The 17834-nt window shown below is 67.8% G+C and carries 15 protein-coding genes; 5 read left to right on the forward strand and 10 right to left on the reverse strand.

Going from position 1 to position 17834, the window contains the following annotated elements; genetic code table 11:
- The first annotated feature begins 46 nt into the window (after window positions 1–46).
- Window positions 47–1210, forward strand: coding sequence for a sensor histidine kinase (locus ACLJRL_RS22615; protein ID WP_410658231.1), 1164 nt, complete (start codon window positions 47–49; stop codon window positions 1208–1210).
- A 166-nt stretch (window positions 1211–1376) separates the two neighbouring features.
- On the opposite strand, the gene ACLJRL_RS22620 is transcribed toward ACLJRL_RS22615, so the two are convergent.
- A complete protein-coding gene (locus ACLJRL_RS22620; protein ID WP_410658232.1) occupies window positions 1377–2048 on the reverse strand; it encodes a response regulator in 672 nt (223 codons plus the stop codon).
- 151 nt (window positions 2049–2199) lie between these two features.
- On the opposite strand from ACLJRL_RS22620, the gene ACLJRL_RS22625 reads away from it, so the two are divergent.
- Window positions 2200–2736 carry a DUF1453 domain-containing protein gene (locus ACLJRL_RS22625; protein ID WP_410658233.1) on the forward strand — a complete coding sequence of 179 codons (537 nt, stop codon included), beginning with the start codon at window positions 2200–2202 and terminating at the stop codon, window positions 2734–2736.
- 89 nt (window positions 2737–2825) lie between these two features.
- Here the strand turns inward: ACLJRL_RS22625 and ACLJRL_RS22630 are convergent, their stop codons facing one another.
- The gene (locus ACLJRL_RS22630) at window positions 2826–4487 is read right to left on the reverse strand and encodes a flavin monoamine oxidase family protein (RefSeq protein WP_410658234.1); all 1662 of its coding nucleotides are present in this window, start codon (window positions 4485–4487) and stop codon (window positions 2826–2828) included.
- A gap of 109 nt (window positions 4488–4596) precedes the next feature.
- Complete coding sequence (locus tag ACLJRL_RS22635) at window positions 4597–5283, reverse strand: VC0807 family protein (protein WP_410658235.1); 687 nt, start codon at window positions 5281–5283, stop codon at window positions 4597–4599.
- Window positions 5284–5440: 157 nt separating this feature from the next.
- On the opposite strand from ACLJRL_RS22635, the gene ACLJRL_RS22640 reads away from it, so the two are divergent.
- Window positions 5441–6256: a class I SAM-dependent methyltransferase gene (locus ACLJRL_RS22640; protein ID WP_410658236.1), complete on the forward strand. Its 816-nt coding sequence runs from the start codon at window positions 5441–5443 to the stop codon at window positions 6254–6256.
- Between the two features lie 60 nt (window positions 6257–6316).
- On the opposite strand, the gene ACLJRL_RS22645 is transcribed toward ACLJRL_RS22640, so the two are convergent.
- The 5 genes from ACLJRL_RS22645 to ACLJRL_RS22665 all read right to left on the reverse strand — a co-directional run bounded on the left by ACLJRL_RS22645 (window position 6317) and on the right by ACLJRL_RS22665 (window position 13400).
- Complete coding sequence (locus ACLJRL_RS22645; RefSeq protein WP_410658302.1) at window positions 6317–9139, reverse strand: helix-turn-helix transcriptional regulator; 2823 nt, start codon at window positions 9137–9139, stop codon at window positions 6317–6319.
- Window positions 9140–9355: 216 nt separating this feature from the next.
- Entirely contained in the window at window positions 9356–9817 is a 462-nt protein-coding gene (locus ACLJRL_RS22650) for a helix-turn-helix domain-containing protein (protein WP_410658237.1), read from the reverse strand.
- A 176-nt stretch (window positions 9818–9993) separates the two neighbouring features.
- The gene (locus ACLJRL_RS22655) at window positions 9994–11109 is read right to left on the reverse strand and encodes an MAB_1171c family putative transporter (RefSeq protein ID WP_410658238.1); all 1116 of its coding nucleotides are present in this window, start codon (window positions 11107–11109) and stop codon (window positions 9994–9996) included.
- Window positions 11106–11591: a hypothetical protein gene (locus tag ACLJRL_RS22660; RefSeq protein ID WP_410658239.1), complete on the reverse strand. Its 486-nt coding sequence runs from the start codon at window positions 11589–11591 to the stop codon at window positions 11106–11108. Before ACLJRL_RS22660 ends, ACLJRL_RS22655 begins: the two co-directional genes overlap by 4 nt.
- 420 nt (window positions 11592–12011) lie before the next feature.
- The gene (locus ACLJRL_RS22665; RefSeq protein WP_410658303.1) at window positions 12012–13400 is read right to left on the reverse strand and encodes an MFS transporter; all 1389 of its coding nucleotides are present in this window, start codon (window positions 13398–13400) and stop codon (window positions 12012–12014) included.
- Window positions 13401–13545: 145 nt separating this feature from the next.
- Between ACLJRL_RS22665 and ACLJRL_RS22670 the strand changes: the two genes are divergently transcribed.
- A complete protein-coding gene (locus tag ACLJRL_RS22670) occupies window positions 13546–13968 on the forward strand; it encodes a winged helix-turn-helix transcriptional regulator (RefSeq protein ID WP_410658240.1) in 423 nt (140 codons plus the stop codon).
- Between the two features lie 13 nt (window positions 13969–13981).
- Window positions 13982–14974: an ROK family transcriptional regulator gene (locus ACLJRL_RS22675; protein WP_410658241.1), complete on the forward strand. Its 993-nt coding sequence runs from the start codon at window positions 13982–13984 to the stop codon at window positions 14972–14974.
- On the opposite strand, the gene ACLJRL_RS22680 is transcribed toward ACLJRL_RS22675, so the two are convergent.
- The gene (locus ACLJRL_RS22680; protein WP_410658242.1) at window positions 14952–16340 is read right to left on the reverse strand and encodes an amino acid permease; all 1389 of its coding nucleotides are present in this window, start codon (window positions 16338–16340) and stop codon (window positions 14952–14954) included. The genes ACLJRL_RS22675 and ACLJRL_RS22680 overlap by 23 nt on opposite strands.
- Before the next feature lie 42 nt (window positions 16341–16382).
- Window positions 16383–17747: a pyridoxal phosphate-dependent decarboxylase family protein gene (locus ACLJRL_RS22685; RefSeq protein ID WP_410658243.1), complete on the reverse strand. Its 1365-nt coding sequence runs from the start codon at window positions 17745–17747 to the stop codon at window positions 16383–16385.
- Window positions 17748–17834: the final 87 nt, after the last annotated feature.

Below are 17834 nucleotides of genomic sequence, written 5' to 3' on the forward strand. Positions count from 1 at the left end.
TGATCACGGTCAATCGAAAAGAACCGAAGCCTCTACGATCAAGCCCATGACGGAAGCAGGGGCCGACGAGTTCGAAGTCAGCGAACGCGAGCGGCGCTGGAGGTGGGCGGCGCCGGCCGCCGGTACCGCGCTGCTCGCCGTCACCCAGCTGACGGCGACGGTGCCTTCGGGGTCCGGCTGGCTGTGGGCGCTCTACGCGGTGTCCTCGGCGAGCTGGCTGCTTTCGGTGGCGCTCAACGAACGGTTCCCCCGCCCCGCGCTGGTCCTGCTCGCGCTGTCGACGGCGGTGCCCGCGTTCGGCGCCGGTGCCGCCACCGACGGCACCGCGGTGATCATGACCTGCATCGCCCTGGCCGCGTTCGCCTCCCGGCTGGAACCGGGCACGGTGGCGATCATCGCGCTGATGACCTTCGACGCCGCCGCGATCGTGGTCTCCAGCCTGCTCGGGCACCGCCCGTCGGGCGCCTGGCTCGGCGCGCTCGGCGCCCTCGTCATCGTGGTGCTGGTCGGGTTCACCCGCCGGGGGCATCTGGCCCGTGTCGCGCAGGCGGAACGCTTGCTGCAGCAGGAACGGCTGGCGCACACCCAAGGCGTCCGGGCGGCCACCCTCGACGAGCGGACCCGTATCGCGCGCGAGATCCACGACGTCGTCGCGCATTCCCTCGGCGCGCTGCGTGTCCAGCTCGAGGTCATGCACACCCTGCTGGTCGAGGAGAACGACACACCGGGCGCGCTGCGTTCGCTCGCGCTTTCCCAGAGCCTGGCCGACCAGGGACTCAGCGACGTCCGGGATGCGGTGGCCGCGCTCCGCGAGGACGTCCGCGCGCTGCCGGACGCTTTGAGCGACCTGGTCCGCACTTTCCGCCGCGAACACGACACCGCGGCCGAATTCACCCTCGTGGGCGAGCACCGGGATCTGCCTTCGGCCGCGACGATCGCCCTGCTGCGGATCTGCCGGGAAGCCCTGACCAACGCCGGGAAACACGCCACGGGCAAGGCGGTGAGCGTCGAACTCACGTACCCGGAAGGCGAGGTCCGCCTGCATGTCCGCAATGCCATCGATTCAGTGCCTGATCCCGATCGCGCGCCGGGGTACGGCCTGACCGGTATGCGGGAGCGGATCGAACTGGTCGACGGCAGCCTGGTCACCGGCCTGGGCGGCGAACCGGGCCACCGATTCTGGGACGTCTCCGCCCGCGTGCCCGGCTAGGTCGAAGGCGTGACTCGCGTGATCAGAGGCGTGACTCAGGTGATCAGAGGCGGAACTCACGTGACTGGACGCCGCACTCGTGTGTACGTCGTCTGACCACGTGAGTTCCGCCTCTGATCACGCGAGTGCGGTGCTTGATCACGCGAGTGCGGTGCCCGAAGCGCGGCTAGTCCTTCTCGACGTAGCCCGCTTGGTAGGCATAGCGAACGGCCTGCGCGCGGTCGCGGCTGCCGGTCTTGGCGAAGATCCGGTTGATATGGCTCTTGACCGTCGTCTCGCTGACGAACAGTTCCGCGGCGATCTCCTTGTTGTTGCGCCCGGCGGCGATCAGGGTCAGCACGTGGACTTCCCGTTTGGTGAGCCTGGCTTCGTCTTCCGGTGGCGACGGCGGCGGTGCGGCGGGGGCGGCGGCCGCTCCCAGCACGCGGCGCTGCACCTGCGGGTCGAGCAAGGCCTGCCCGGCGGCCGCGGCGTGGATCGCGCGCCCGATTTCGTGCTTGTTCGCCGATTTGGTGAGATAGCCCAGCGCGCCGGCCTCCAGCGCGCGCAGCACCCAGTCGTCGTCGGCATACGTGGTCAGCACGACGATCTCGATTTCCGGGTGGTTCTCCTTGATCCGCCGGGTCGCCTCCACGCCGTCGCACCTCGGCATGCTCAGGTCCATCAGCACGACGTCCGGGCGCAGTTCCCCGGCGAGCCGCACCGCGACGTCGCCGTCGGGCGCCTGGCCGACCACGGTGATCCCGGCGACCGTGCCCACCAGCAGGGCCAGCCCTTCGCGTACCGCCGCCTGATCCTCGGCGATCACTATCCGGACAGGAGGCACTTCTTCGACCATGACTGCATCATGGCACCTCCACCTCGAGGTGGACCGGATCTACACCCGGAATCCCACCCGCGCGCGGATGTTCCTTTCGCCGCGCCGCCCTAATCTTCGCAGTGTCACCGGCATTCAACTGCCGGATGGGGAGACTTTCGAAGGAGTTTTCATGAGTGAAGCCATGCGAAACGCCCTCATCCTGAGCGGCGTACTGCTGGCGCTGGTGCTGTTCACGCACATCGGTCGCCACAAGGCCCACCTGGTCATCCTGATCCTGCCGTTCTTCACGTGCGCGCTGGTGGGCTGGGCGGTCCTCTACGACCTCAAGCTGACCACACCGAACAGTATGGCCGGACTTGTCGGCATCGCGGCGGGTATCGCCATCGGCTGGGGCCTGCTGAAAGGTACGAAAGTCGAGTGGGACCGCGACAAATCCGCCGTCTACACGCGAGCGGGATGGGTCTACCTGGGACTCTGGCTCTTCGTCCTGGTCGGACGGCTCATCTTCGTCTACACCCTCGAGCACAGCCACTCGTTCGCCGCGAACTTCGGGAAGTTCCTGATGGACACCGGGATAGACGCCGGCGGGGTGTCCGCGTTCTTCGTCACCATGGCGCTGACGATGGTCATCTTCCGCACCGCGGGGGTCTGGGTCTACCGGGCCAAGGTACTCCGGCAGGCTCAGGCTCCCAGCTACGTGGGCTGAGCGCTGTCCGTCCCCGCCTGGTCCGGCAAGTCACCCCCACTTGCCGGGCCAGGCCTTGTCGCCTATACCGGATTGTCTACTAAGGACTGTCAGGCTTCGGGAAGCTCGAACGGCGCGATGGCGTCGAAAACGTCACCAGGACCGGGGTTCTCGGGATGGGTGGCCCCACCCAGATGCCGCACCGTTCCCCACACCGCGTTGAGCGCACTGGTGATCGCGCCCTCGGCGAAGCCGCCCATCCACGAGATGTCGTCGCCCGCGAGGAACAGGCCACGCTGCGACGACGGCAGATCGTCCTGGCGGAAATGGGTGAACAGGCGGCGCTGGTAGCGATAGTGACCGGGCAGGTTCGCCTTGAACGCGCCCTGGAAGTTCGGCTCGTTCTCCCAGGTGATCGTGACCGGATCACCGATGATGTGCGAGCGGATGTCCACCCCGGGATAGATGTCGGCCAGCGCGTCCAGCGCCAGTTCGAGCCGGGCCTGGGGCGTGAGCGTGGCGAACTTGAGCGAATCGTCGTTCCACGTGTAGGACAGGCAAAGCGCGGCCGGGGAATCCGGGCCGTCGTCGAACAGGTAGACACTGCGCGGGGTCCGGTCGGTCAGCGTCATCCCCATCAGTTCCTCGCCGGTGCGGGGATCGAGGTCGTGCCAGAACGGCCGGTCGACCGGGACGAACAGCTTCGACGAACCCATGTAGTGCGTGCGTTCGAGCGCGGTCCACACGTTCGCGGGCAGCAACGGGCGCGCGCCGGAGATCTTGGTGAGCAGGACCCGGTGCTGGGCGGTGAACAGCACGGCCGGGTAGTGCCGCACCTCACCGTTCACGTCCTCGACGGCGAACCCGTCACCGGCGGGCCGGAGCCCGACGACGGCGGGCCTCGGCGATCCCTTGTGGAGTGACGCGACCGATGTCCCCTCGGGCCAGTACCGCGGCGACGCCGGCTGGTGTGCCCAGAGCCGCGTCGGGAGTTGCTGGCAGCCGCCGACGATCCGGCGCGGCCCCTCCTCGACCCCGGTGTAGATCACGCGCAGGATCTCCAGCACCGAATTGGGGAAGTCCGTGTCCCAGCCGCCGGTACCGAAGCCGACCTGGCCGAAGATCTCGCGGTGCCGGAACGACGCGAACGCCGTCGACCGGGAGATGAACCCGTAGAACGACTGGTCGTCGAGTTCGGGCAGCAGCCGGTTCCAGATCGCCTTCACCGTCGCGGTGTCCCGCCACCGGATGGCGTCGTGCATCGTGGACAGATCGGCCAGTTCCTGCAACGCCTTGTGCCAGGCGTCGTCGACCTCGTGGAACACCGACGGCAGGTCGGCCGGGGTCCGGGCCCGGTAGGTGACACCGTCCAGGTTGATCACCGTGGTGGAAGTGCTGCTGGACAACGGGTTCGCGAACGGCTTGGTCTCCAGCGCGACCTCGTCGAGGTAGCGGTACAACGTCGTGGCCGAGGGCGGGAACCGCATCGCGCCCATTTCCGCCACCGCGCCCGCCTCTCCGGCCAGCGGCACCGAACGCATCCGGCCGCCGATCTGGCCGGCCTCGTAGACCACCGGTTTCAGGCCGAGGCGCAGGAGTTCGTACGCGGCCACCACCCCGGAGATCCCACCGCCGACGACGGCGATCTCTTGGCCGAGCGCTTCGGCGGGAACTTCACCGAGGCCGGCCGGATGTGCGAGCCAATCGTCATAGGCGAACGGGAAATCGGGACAGAGCGTGGTCAAGGGCGGGGCGGAGCCGGCTGAAGTCATCGTGGCAGATCTCCCTGGTCATCGGTGCCACACTGGTTCACCCGGAAATTACGGCGGGGCCGGGAAAGCGCCAACCCCTGAAACGCCCCTACGCGCCCCTAGGTCCTTTTTAGACGGCCGCAGGTACGGAAACCGCCGAGCGGAGCGCCTTCTCCAGATTGCCGCCGGCGGAGCGGCGCCGGTACCAGACGGTCCAGACGACGACGCCGGTGATCGCGACCAGTTCGATCGCGGTGGAGAGGGCGACCATCACGCTGACCGGCAGCAGGTAGATCAGGGTGAGCCGGACGACCGCCTCGGCCACGAGGACGATGCCCCAGCCCAGGGTCGAAACCCGGTGCATGCGCCGGAAATCGGCTTCCGCCGCGTAGAGCCGGTCCCAACTCGCCTTGCGGGCCGGGGAAAGCGCCCGGATACGCCGTGAGATGAAGAAGGTCACGGGCCTGCCGAGAAAGATGCTGCCCAGGAAGACGAGTCCGGCCAGGCCACTGGTGGCGGGGTCCTTCGCGAGCAGGACGCGTTCGTCGCCGCTCACCAGGGAAACCAGCAGGGTGACCGCGCAGACGACGAGCACGAAAATGCCGAATCCGTCGACCTTCCGGTCTTTCAGGGCGACGGCGAGCACGAGGACGCCGATCGCGATCGTGGCCGCGACCAAGGCGGATCCGCTGCTCCAGCCGAAAGCGACGAGCACGTAGTAGACGACCATCGGTACGGCGATGTCGGCGATCAGCGAAACAAGGGAGCGCGTGCGCGCACCGCGGCTGTCGTCCTGGTTCTTCGATTCCCCCGGCATGGGAAGTTCCTACCACATTCCGAACATCGGCCCGGCGCCGTGAACGAAACTCTCACCCCCTATTCATGAACCCCTATTCCCGCGATGAGCGCCGCTCTCCGCGAACGTACCCCCTGCATTTCGGAGACCCCGCCCGATTCCCGGTTACCGTGAGGCAATGCAGCGAAAGTTCAAGGAATTCGAGATCACGGTGAGCCCCCAGCGGGAGGACTTCCTACGGGCCAAAGGACCCGGCCAGCGTAATCTCCTGCTCGGCCGCGCGGTGTTCGAGTTCGCGAGCGACCTCGAGCACCTGGACACCATCCAGCAGGAGTTCGTCGAGGGCTCCCCTCGTCCGTTGATCCGGAAGGACTGGGAAGACAGCGGCGCGGACTACAGCGATCCTTCGCAACTGCTCATCCAGGGTCAGCAGGTGATGCAGAACTGGGAGCAGCCGTTGATGAAGGTGCTGGCGGAGAACGCCGCCGCCCACGGTGGGGACGTCCTCGAAGTCGGTTTCGGCATGGGCATTTCGGCCACCTATGTCCAGGAGGCCGGAGTCAGGTCGCATACGCTGATCGAAATCAACGCCGAGGTCAAGGCGGAGTTCGAGAAATGGCGTGAGCAATGGCCCGAGCGTGACATCCGGCTGGAACTCGGCGCCTGGCAGGACGTGCTGAGCGGCTTGGGTCAGTATGACGCGATCCTGTACGACACGTATCCGACCGATGAACGGGAATTCGTCCGGACACTCGGCCCGAAGGCGATCGTCCTCGCGGCCGACTTCTTCGAGCACGCGGCCGCGCACCTCCGGCCGGGCGGGATCTTCTCCTACTACACCAACGAGATCGACTCGCTGAGCCGCGCTCACCAGCGCGCGCTGTTCGAGCACTTCAGTTCGTTCCGGGTGGAGGTCGTCCGCGATCTGCGTCCTCCGGCCGACTGCACTTACTGGTGGGCCACCACGATGGCGGCCGTGACCGCGGTGAAATGAGGCGCACGCCGAAAGGGCGGGTGGCGATCGGCTGATCGCCACCCGCCCTTTTCGTCGTCCTCAGGCGCTGTTCGCGACCGAGACCTGCAGCCAGGACGGCAGATCCCGGCGGCGGTTCACGTCCAGCTTGCGGTACACCCGGGTCAGGTGCTGCTCGACGGTGCTCACCGTGATGTAGAGCTTGCTCGCGATCGCCCGGTTGGTATGCCCCAACGACGCCAGCCCGGCGACCCTGCGTTCGGCTTCGCTCAGCGACTCGATCAGCTCCCGTTCCGCCGTCAACTCGGCGGATTCGAGCGCGGCCGGGGCCGCATGCTCGTCACCGCCGTTGCCGTCGGGTCGCAGATCCCGGCAGATCACCTCGGCGTGGCAACCCTTCGCGATATGCCAGGCCTGCCGCGCCACGGTGCGCGCCCGGCCCGATTCCGCCAGCGTGTAGTGCGCGCGACTGAGGTCGCCGAGCGCGCGGGCGAGTTCGAGCCGGATCCCGCCGGCCTGGAAGATCTTCACCGCCTCGCGGAGCAACTCGGGACGCTTCTGCGGCTCGGCCATCTTCGCCTTGAGCCGCAAGGAAATCCCGCGCACATGCGACGTCGAGGTGGTGAGCTTCGTCAGTTGCTCCTCGTTCAGCGCCCTGGCCTTGTCCGGCCTGCCGAGCCGGAGATACGCCTCCGCCGTGTCACTGCGCCACGGCACCAGCACCGGCAGATCGAAGTCCCACCTCTTGCTCAGCTCACCGCACAGGACGAAATCGCCCAATGCCGCGTGCACGCGGTCGGTCTCCAGGTACAGCCGGCCGCGGGCACGCAGGTAGTGCAGGCCGAACCGGGTCTGCAGCATCGAGGCGGGCACCGGCTGATTGATATGCGCGGCCGCCTCCTCGAACTTGCCCATCCCGGCCGCCGCCAGGCACAGCGTGGCCAGCGGCACCCCGACGGCGACCCCCCAGCTCTGCGGGGAGATGTAGGTCAGCGCGGCCTTGGCCTGCTTCTCCGCCGTCACCAGATCGCCTTGGCGCAGCGCCATTTCCGCCCTCGCCGCGGCGAAGACGGCCTGCCAGCTCGGCGCGTCGCAGTCGGCGGCCTCCTGCTGCAGCAGGTCGCACCACGGGACAGCCTTGTCCAGCCTGTCCGCGTAGATGAGCGCGAACAGCGCGCTGCGCACGGATTCGACCATCGTGTCGCCGAGCTGGATGCTCTTCAGCACGTGCTCGGCCGAAGCGATGGCGTCGTCGTCCGGGCCGCTCGTGACGATCCGGCCCAGTGACATCGCGGCTTGGACGTTCGGATCGTAGGACCGCGCGGGCACGCGTTCGGCCGCCGTCGGCTGCGGCAGCTTGCCCCGCAGCGTGGGATACGAACAGAGGATGAACAGCCGCGTGATCCGCAGTTCCGCCTCGGTGCGCTCGTCACCGTCCCCGTCCGTCTCGCCGAGACTGTCGAGGACCTCGGTGGCCTCAGCGGCCCGGCCGTGCCAGAGCAGGAACCGCACCAGGATCGCCGCCGCACGGACGGGCAGCTCACCGGCGCGGAACACCTCGTACAGCCGGTCGAGATGGGCGGCTCCGATGGCCGGGTTGTTCCGCCATTCGAGACCGGCCAGCTGGGTCACCATCTCGATCACGAGTGCCTCGTCGTCACTCACCCGGCAGGCGAGTTTCAGGCACTGCACGGCGAACGACGTCTTGTTGTCCGCCATGGCCAGTTCGGCCGCGTTGCGCAGCACCGTGATCGCCCACGGCTGCCCGGCGCGGTCCGCCGCGACGAGATGACGGGCCACGTCCAGCACACTGGCGCCGTCCTCGTGCAGGAGCACGGCCGCGCGCTCGTGCAGGTGCGCCCGCTCCGGAACGGGGACGTCGGCGAGGACCGCCGTCACCGTCATCGGATGCCGGAACCGGCCCGCGTCGAGCAGGCCCACCTGATGCAGCAGGGTGATCGCGCGCCCCGCGGTGTGCTGGTCGATTCCGGCCACCCGCACGGCGAGGCACACCGCCTCGCTCTTGCCCAGTACCGCGAGCACCCCGGCGAGCGCCCGGGTGTCCTGGTCGCCGCGCTGCAGGCACGCGGCCACCGCCTGGTGGTAGTTGTCACCGGGGATCGGCCGGGTTTCGGGCGCGAGGGGGATGCCCGAAACCCGGAGATCTTCGAGTAAAGCCTGTGCCAGCAACGGGTTGCCGCCGCTGAGCTGATGCAGGCTCGTTACTAGGGTGTTCGCTTCACCGGTATTCCCGTCGAGTGGGACGAGACCCGCGATCTCGTCCTTTCCCAAGGGCTTCAGGCGAATCCGGCGGCAGTGCGGCAGCCGGAGGAACTCGGCGCCGAGCAGCGGCAGGGACTGCTTGGCGGACAAGGACTCCGTGAGCACGACGACGACCTTCATCGTCCGCATCCGGCGCATGAGGAACACGAGCCAGTGCAGAGACGGGGTGTCCACGTGGTGGAAGTCGTCGACCGTGACGACGACCGGGCGCGTGTCGGCCAGGTCGCGGACGAGGTCGAACAGGTCGAGCATGAGCTGCGTGCTCGGCCGCCCGGTCAGCCCGGCTCGTTCCGCCTCCGCCAGGAGTTCCGTCGCTCTCCCGCGCAGGGCCGGCGGAAGCGCCGGACTGTGGAAGAGCTGCAGGACCGCCGCGAAAGGAAGGTCTTTCTCCGCTTCCACGCAAAGCGCGCTCAATACCGTGGCATCCGCTTCGGCGCACAGTTCGGTGAACGCTTGTAACAGTTCGCTTTTACCGCTGGCCGCGGTACCGGTGACCACCGCGGCCACCGCGTTCCCTTGTTCACATTCTGTTAAGAAACCTTGCAGTGCGACCAATTCGGCACTGGGATAGGCCCGTGCCGGGTCGCCTTCGGCTATTGTCGGTGTAAATTTCAAATACATTTCTTTGTGCCCCCAGAAAGCCACAGCATGGAGCTGAGGGACGCGAGTCGACTCTCGTTCCACACCAAGAACTCTTGCCCGCGAGCCTAGAGGACGTCACCCCATCGTGTCGACCCACAAGAACAGATGGGGGGATAAGTCCGATTTTCCTGAGTGAATTTCGGGTCTCCGACAGGTATCCCGGGGGCAAAAATCCCAGCAGGGCAACGGCAACCGTCAGTCCTGTTCGGACTCTCGCTCCCGCATCGCCTGCTGATCACGCCAGACGACGTCGAGCAGGTTCTTCACCAGTTCGCGGCGATCGGTCGTGAGTTCGCCGGCGCGCATGGCCATCAGGCGGACCTCGTCGGTGTCCACCATCTCCCGCAGCCGCGCCTGTTCCGCCCGCAGAAATTCCAGCTGCCGGTCCACGCGGTCGCTCACGTCCTCGTTGAAGAAGTACGTGACCGGCACGCCGAAGAAGTCCGCCAGGCCCTGCAGGTGCTTGAGCGTGGGATTGTCCTTCTTTCCCTTGCGCAGCTGCCAAACATAGCTCTGGGAGATCGTCACCCCCGCGGCCGTGATGGCGGAGGCGACCTCCTCGTAACTGAACTCGTGACCGTTGCGACGAGTGACGTTCGCGAACAGGTGATCAAGTTTTTCGGCCAGGCTCCGACCTGGATTCTCCTGCCGGGACATGCTTCCCTCCAAGGAACATCGCCGGGCTCCACCGAACCCGAGCCGCACGATGTCTGTGTGCCGGAGCAGGTCCCCCCATGGACCGGAGTATAGACGCCATCACCCCGTCCACCAACTGAGATGAAGGGCCGATTTTCGACTTCGTGCATCTGGGTGAAAATCGGACACCCACCTGATCAGGCCTTCAGCGCCCTGGACAACGCGACGAGTTCGCCGACGTCGGCCTCGAGATCCGGCCGGTCCGGCCTGGCGACCAGCACGGCGTGACGCGAGGTCGGCCGCTCCCCCGAGCGCACCCTCGTCAACGCCTCGCGGAAGATGTCCGGCGGTGGTTTCCCTCGCTCTTCGCGGCCGGTGAACCCGCAGTCGGCCAGGTACGGGCTCAACCGCACCAGCCCGTCCCGGATCTCGACGACCCGGCGCCAGTACCGGCGGTGCACCCGCCAGAACGCGACCCTGTCGAGCCAGGCGTGGTTCGGAGCGGCGTACAAAGCGTCGTCGGGGAAGACATCGTGCAGCTGATCCCACAGTGGACGGAGGTCCTGGTACCGGCGCCGGTTCCGCAGCCACACCCACGACGCGGTGATCGCCGCCAGGATCCCGACCAGGGTGATGCCTGCCATGAACAGGATGACTCCGATGTGGACGAACGAATTCGTCCAGGCCAGCGCACCGGCGGAAACCTCACCGCCGGTCCAGCGGACGACCACCGCGGTGAACCGTCCCGCCGCGCTCGCCGCCAGGAGCACCAGCCCTGCCGTGGCGACCCGCAGGCCCCAGCGGACCCGCGGCGGCGATTCGGCCGCGTCACGCAGAGCCCACGCCCCCGCCTGCAACGTGACGTACGCGCCATAACCGGCGTCGATCAGGTAGAACCAGGCCATCTCCGGTTCGGGAAAGGCCTGCGGTAGCGCCGATCCGGCGGCGAAATCCTGCGCACGGACGTCCGCCGGGATCGCGAGCATCGAGATCGCCGACGTCACACAGACAGCGGCCAGCACTAGGGCCTCCACCCAGGCGCGGCGCCGGGTTCCCCCTGCGGAAAGAAGGAAGAACAGCAGCAGGCAGAACCAGCTGATGTCGAGCAGGACGTTCTGGACCAGCTTCACGTTCCCGGCGTTGAGGGTCCCGCCGGCGAACTCGTGGATCGCAACGATGGTCGACGGCGCGCTCACCAGCCGCAGCACCAGGCAGCCGACGAGCACACCGATCGCGAGGTCACGCGGCGAGCGCAGCAGGCGGACGGTGAACCAGACGAGCGCGACGACGAGGAATTCCTTCGCCAGGCTCACAACCAGCTCCGGGAATCACCCAGGGCGCGCTGCATCCGCCGGGCCTTGAGGGAATGGCCGGGGCCGGTGACCAGCCCGGCGACCAGCGACCGTTCGAGCAATAGGGTCGCGATCGTCTCCGCCTCACGTTCCTGGGCGGAGTCGTAATGTGTTCTTTTCAACAACCGTCGTAATACGCCCGGAGCGATGTCCGGCATCAGCCGCGCCCATATTTCCTCATCGTCCTCTTCCCCCTGGTGACCGGCGAGAATGTGGCCGAGTTCATGCGCGATGATGTGTTCTTGGTGAACTTTGGTCGTTTCGGCCTGGAACACGATGTAGTCGGCGGAGGCCGTGCTCATCCACAGCCCGTAGGGCCCCGGCACCTCCATCGGGAAGGGGACGAGCCGGATCGCCCTGCCCCGGCTTTCCCCCAGGACGCGGCAGAGTTCTACCATGCCGACCGGGCGATCGACCCCGAGGCGCACCAGTTCTTTACGCAAACCCCGCCGGAGTCTCCGCTCGCTGCCCGCGACTCTCACGAGCTCCCGGAACGATTCCAAAATGCCCCCTGGATGACCCATGCCGATACCTGCGAAACCGCAGGAAATCGGCAGTGAAAAGTGAGCCTATTCCCCAGCGGTTCCCACCACGATGTTTCGTGACCCCAGATGGCGCGGGCTCCCCTGCCCAAGCGCCAGACTGCTGAAGAACAAGCAGCCGCAGGCTAACACGGGTCACCATTGCTCGTCAGTGGATCACCTGAATGGATCAATAATGGTGAAACCCCTGCTACTGACGGCAATCCGGTTCAGGAAAGAACCCATATCCGCCGAAACAGGACGCCGGGGAACGCTTATCCGTCCGGTAATCGGGCACGACTGTCCACATGAGACTTTCAGTGATCGGACGATCGCCGGGCGTCACCGCGTTCGCGCGGACCGCCCGAGTCCGGAGGCGGTGACGAAGACGGCGATGACGGTCAGCACCAGGGGGATGAGCAAGGCCGCCCGGAACCCGCCGAGCGCTGCCTCCGGCGTACCGCCCTCGCCGAGTGCGGCGACGTTGACGGCGGTCACCGCGGAAAGCCCGAGCGCCGCACCGAACTGGAAGGCCGTGTACAGCAGACCGCCCGCCAGTCCTTGTTCGTCTTCGGCGATCCCGTCGGTGGCGACGATGGTGAGCGGTCCGTATGCGAGGGCGAAACCCAGCCCGAGAATGATCATCGACGGGAACATCGCCGCATAGGTCCAATCCAGGCCGACCGGCAGGAAGAGCCCATAAGCGACGGCGGCGAGCACGAGACCGCCGAAGATCACCCGGGTGTTGCCGAACTTCGCCACCAGCTTCGGGGTCAGCGTCGGCGCGAGGATCGCGTCGATCCCGACGGCCAGCAGAGCGAGGCTCGTCTCCAGCGTCGACCAGCCCCGGAGTTCCTGCAGGTACAGCGTGACAAGGAACTGGAACCCGAAGAACGAGCCCGCGAAGAGCAGCGCGCTGACGTTGGCCCGCACCAGCGGACCCGACTTCAGGATGCCCAGCCGCACCAGCGGCGCGGCGGTGCGGCGTTCGATCGCCACGAAGGCGGCCAGCGCGGCGACTCCCCCGGCGAAGGACGCGAGCGTCCAGCCCCAGCCTCGTCCGGGGTGCTCCAGCCGGACCACCGCGTAGGCGATCAGCAGCATCGCCAGGGTGACGGTGACCGCGCCGGCGAAGTCCGCGCGCTGAGGAGCGCGCTCCCGCTGGACCGGTACCACCGGTTTCTTGATCAGCCACAACGCGGCGAGCAGGATGACGGCGGACAGGATCACCGGCGTGAAGAACACCCATCGCCAGTCGATCCTGGCCAGCAGCCCGCCGATGACCAGGCCGAGCGAGAAACCGCCCGCCCCCGTGCCGGCATAGACGAGCAGTGCCTTGTTGCGCTTCGGGCCCTCCTCGAAACTCGTGGTGATGATCGACAGGCCCGCCGGGGTCATGAAGGCCGCCGCGACACCGGTGACGAACCGCGCGAGCAGCAGCATCCAGCCCTCGGTCGCGAACCCGCCGAGCCCGGAGAAGACGAGGAACACCACCAGCCAGGTCAGGAACATGCGACGCCGGCCGTACATGTCCGCGGCCCGCCCGCCCAGCAGCATGAATCCGCCGTAGCCGAGCACGTACGCGCTGACGACGCCGCTCAGCGTGGCCGTCGACAGGCCGAGTTCGGCCCGGATGGACGGCAACGCCACGTTCAGCATGGCGACGTCGATGCCCTCCAGGAAGATGGCGCCGCACAGCACCAGGAGCACGCCCCAGGCCCGCCCGCTCATCCGGTCGGCGGCGCGCGGGGGCGATTGCGTTGTGGTCAAGGTCGGATCTCCTCAGCGAATAAGGGACCGTCGGCCGGCTTGGTTACTCATCGGCCTGTCGGTTCCCTCTTGTAACCAAGGAGAGTTTCCGACACTATCGGTGACCATGGAAGAAGGCACTTTGAACTCACTCAGTCGTTGTGAGCTCACCGAGGAGGACTACGACGCCTTCCAGTGGGACACGCGAGAGGACTGCGAGGTCCGCCAGATCCTGGACAGGGTGGCGGACAAGTGGTCGCTCCTGGTCATCGCGCTGCTCGACCGGAACACGCTCCGGTTCACCGAACTGCGCAAGAAGATCGACGGCATCAGCCAGCGCATGCTCACCACCACGCTGCGTCACCTCGAACGCGACGGCCTGGTGCGCCGGACCGTCTATCCGGTCGTGCCGCCCCGGGTCGACTACGAGCTGACCCCGATGGGCATGACGCTGCACCAGACCATCCAGTCGCTGGTCACCTGGACCGAGGACCACCAGGGCGAGATCGCCGTCGCGCGCGCCCAGTACGACCAGCGCGTCACCGCCTGAGCCGAGGAGTCGTATGGCCAGACTGTCCGGCGGGGATCCGTCGCTGCTGCGGCGGCTCAATGTCGCAGCGGTCCTGCGGTCGCTGTACGAGGCCGAGGAACTCACCCTCGCCGAACTGGTGAAGGCGAGCGAGGTCTCCCGGCCGACGGTCGAAGAGATCGCCGCCGACCTCGGCGATCTGGGCCTGGTCGAGGAGGTCCCTCTCGCGCCGGACGCGCCGAGACCGGTCGGCAGGCCGGCCAAGCGCTACCGCTTCCGCCCCGGCGCGGGACATGTCGCCGGGCTCGAAGTCGGCGCGCACAAGGCGCTCTGTCTCGTCGCCGATCTGCGCGGCGACGTCGTCGGGCGGGCCAGGGCCGACGTGACGCCGGAACTGAGCGCCCCTGAACGTCTCCGCGTCGCGCACCAGGTGCTCCGCGACGCCGTCGGTGGCTTCGTGAACGTGCGGGTGCTCGGCATCGGCACCCTCGGCGTCGTGGCCGAAGGCAAGGTCGTCCTCGGTGACCGGCTGCCGGGCTGGACCGGCCTCGATCTGGCCTCGGAGTTCGGCTCCGGGCGCGCGTACCGAGTCCTGGCCGGGAACGAAACCCAGCTCTCGACGCTCGCCGAACACTGGCGCGGGGCCGCGCACGGCGCCGACGACGTCGTCTATGCGCGGGCCGGGCGGACCGTGGCGCTGGGACTGCTGCTCGGCGGGAAACTGCACACGGGCCACCACGGCGCGGCGGGCGAGATCTTCGAAGCCGAGGCCATCGTGGACGCCTCCGACTTCCGCGTCAGGATCGCCGCGACGGTGCTCACCGTGGACGCGCAACTGGTGGTGATCGGCGGTCGCTTCGCGGACCTGCTGATCGGGCCGCTGCGCGCCGAACTCGCCCGGCTGTGCCCGTTCCCGGTCCGCGTGGAGACGTCGATGCTCGGCGAGGATTCGGTGGCACTCGGCGCCGTCCGGCTGGCGCTGAGCCGTGTCGAGCGCGAGATGTTCACCGTGCTCGACGTCGCCTGAGCAGCCCGATCACCAGGATCAGCACGGCCACCGCGCCGCTGGTGAACAACTGGGTGCGTGCGGCCCCGTCCGTCCACATGAGAATCAGGACGCCCGCCATCGCGATCAGCGCGACCCAGCTGAGCCAGGGGAAGCCCCACATCCGCACCGGCAGGTCCGCGGCCGAGCCGTCGCGTTCCGCGGCACGGCGCAACTTGAGCTGCGAGACGGCGATGAAGATCCACACCAGCAGGATGTTCGCCCCGATGGCGTTCAGCAGGAACGGCAGTACGTGCTCCGGGGCGAGGAAGTTCAGCAGCACGGCCACGAAACCGAAGGCCACCGACACCAGCACCGCCGTGCGGGGCACCCCGGCGCCGGAAAGCCTCAGCAGCGCGCGGGGCGCTTCGCCTCGCTCGGCCAGGGAGAACACCATGCGCGAGGCGCCGTAGAGGTTCGCGTTCAACGCCGAAAGCAGCGAGGTCAGCACGACGAAGCTCATCAGCAGGGCCGCCGACGGGATCCCGATCTGCTCCAGGATCGTGACGAACGGGCTGGTGTTGGCCGACGCGGATTCCCACGGCAGCAACAGCACCATCAGCGCGACGGAGCCGACGTAGAACAGCAGCAGCCGCACGATGACCGTGCGGGTGGTGCGGCGGATCGAATCCGCCGGGTCGTCGGACTCCGCGGCCGCGATGGTGACCAGCTCCATGCCACCGAAGGAGAACGCGACCGCGAGCAGTCCGGTCAGCACGCCCTGCAGCCCGTTGGGCAGGAAACCGCCGTGCCCGGTGAGGTTGCTCAGACCGACCGGCGACGTCCCCGGCAGCACCCCGAACACCGCCAGCGTGCCGAGCACGAGGAAGCCGACCACCGCGGTCACCTTGATCGCGCCGAACCAGAACTCGAATTCCCCGAACGACCGCACGGCGAACAGGTTCACCGCGGTCAGCACGGCCATGAACAGCAGTACCCAGGTCCACTGTGGAATCACCGGCAGCAGCCCGTTCGCGATCGACGCCGCAGCGGTGGCCTCGGCGGCCACCACGACGACCAGCAGCGACCAGTAGAGCCAGCCGACGGTGAACCCGGCCCAGCGCCCCAGCGCCTTTTCCGCGTAGACCGAGAACGAACCGCTGCTCGGCTCGGTGACCGCCATCTCACCGAGCATGCGCATGATGAGCACCATGAGCAGGCCCGCGACCACATAGGACAGCAGGATGCCGGGGCCGCCCGCCTTGATCCCCGCGCCGGTGCCGACGAACAGGCCGGCGCCGATCGCGCCGCTGATGGCCAGCATGGTGACGTGCCGCCGCCGGAATCCGTTGCCGAGGGACCGGGTCCGTTCGGCGGTCACGGATTCGGCGGGACCTGGTGCGGGCATGGATGTTCCGTTCGTCTGCGGCGGTATTCGGTACTGCTCGGCTCAGCCGCGGGACAACTCTTCCAGCCGTTCGTGGAGCCGGTCGACGTGGTCCTCGCTTTCGGGCTTCATCAGTACGCTACGCAGGATCCTCGCGCCGTCCGCATCCGCACCGACGCCGGTGTGACGCAGACCGAACTGCCGGTCGCTCACCCGGAGCGTGCTGAGGTACACCGGATCCTTCGCCGCGGCCATTCCGTTGCGCATGATCCGCGCGCTGGCTTCGTCGATCTTCGACAGCGAAAACGGTTCGGTGCGCGGGAAGTACGCGACGATGTCGAGTTCCGGCGGCTGGTAGAGGCCGAAGCGGTCGGAATCCTCCAGCAGTTTCGCCCACCGCAAGGCCGCGCGCCGTCCGGCCGCGAGCACCTGGCCCAGCCCGTCGGGAGTGGGGGGCAGCACCTGGAAGGTGAGCCACAGCGCGGCGGCGGCCGCACCGGCGCGTGAGCACTCCAGGCTGATCTCGCCGAGGTGCAGGTCTTCGGAAGTGAAGTAGGTGTACGGCGAATCGTGCAGATAGAACCGGCCGGCCGAAGGATCCTTGAACAGCACCGCTCCGCAGCCATAGGGCTGGAGGCCGTGCTTGTGCGGGTCGATGACGATCGAATCGGCTTCGGCGATGGCGAGCCACGGCGCCTCCGGCAGTCCTTCCGGACCGTCCGAACCGGACAGAAGCCGGAAGAACCCACCGTAGGCGGCGTCGACGTGCACGCGGACGCCGTACCGTTCGCGCAGCGCGATCGCCTCGTGCACCGGTTCCACCGCACCGAGCGCCGTGGTGCCCGCGGTGAGCACCACGGTGCCGATCTTCCCGGTACGTAACAGGTCTTCGAGCGCGTCGGGGTCCATCGCGCCCCGGCCGTCCACAGGCACCGTATGCCCCTCGACGCCGAGCACGCCGCACATCCGGCCGTGCGTGTAGTGCGCCTCGGCGCTGTAGGCGATCCCCTTGCCCGGGTGCAGTTCCCGGGCGACGAACAACGCCTCCAGGTTCGCCACCGTGCCGCTGGTGGTGAGGTGCCCGAGATGCTCGGTGTAGCCGAACATCGTCGCCAGCTGACCGACGACCTCGCGTTCCATCTCGGCCGTCGCGGGCCCGCCGTCGAGCGCGTGGTTGTTGGGGTTGATCAGCATCGCGGTCAGATAGCCCACCACCGCGGCCGGATGCGGCGGTTTGAGCATCTGGCCCGCGTAGGACGGGTGGAAGAACGGGTAGTTGTCCTTGAGCCGCTCGGTGAGCCGCTCGAACGCGGTCTCGAACCGCCCGTCGGGGATCTCGAGCGACGGATGCCGCTGGACGGGGCCGAACGTCTCCGCCCACGCCTCGTTCGAGCTCAGTGCCTGACCGAGCCAGTACCGGAAGTCCATCGGGCCGCCCTTCGATCGTTCGGCTCCGAAAACGTAGGAGCCGCCGGACCGTCCGCGCAACCGTCTTCGGTAGGGCCCGGCCTCCCC

Origin of the sequence: Amycolatopsis sp. lyj-112, assembly GCF_046549055.1 — a bacterium.
Classification (GTDB): Bacteria; Actinomycetota; Actinomycetes; order Mycobacteriales; family Pseudonocardiaceae; genus Amycolatopsis.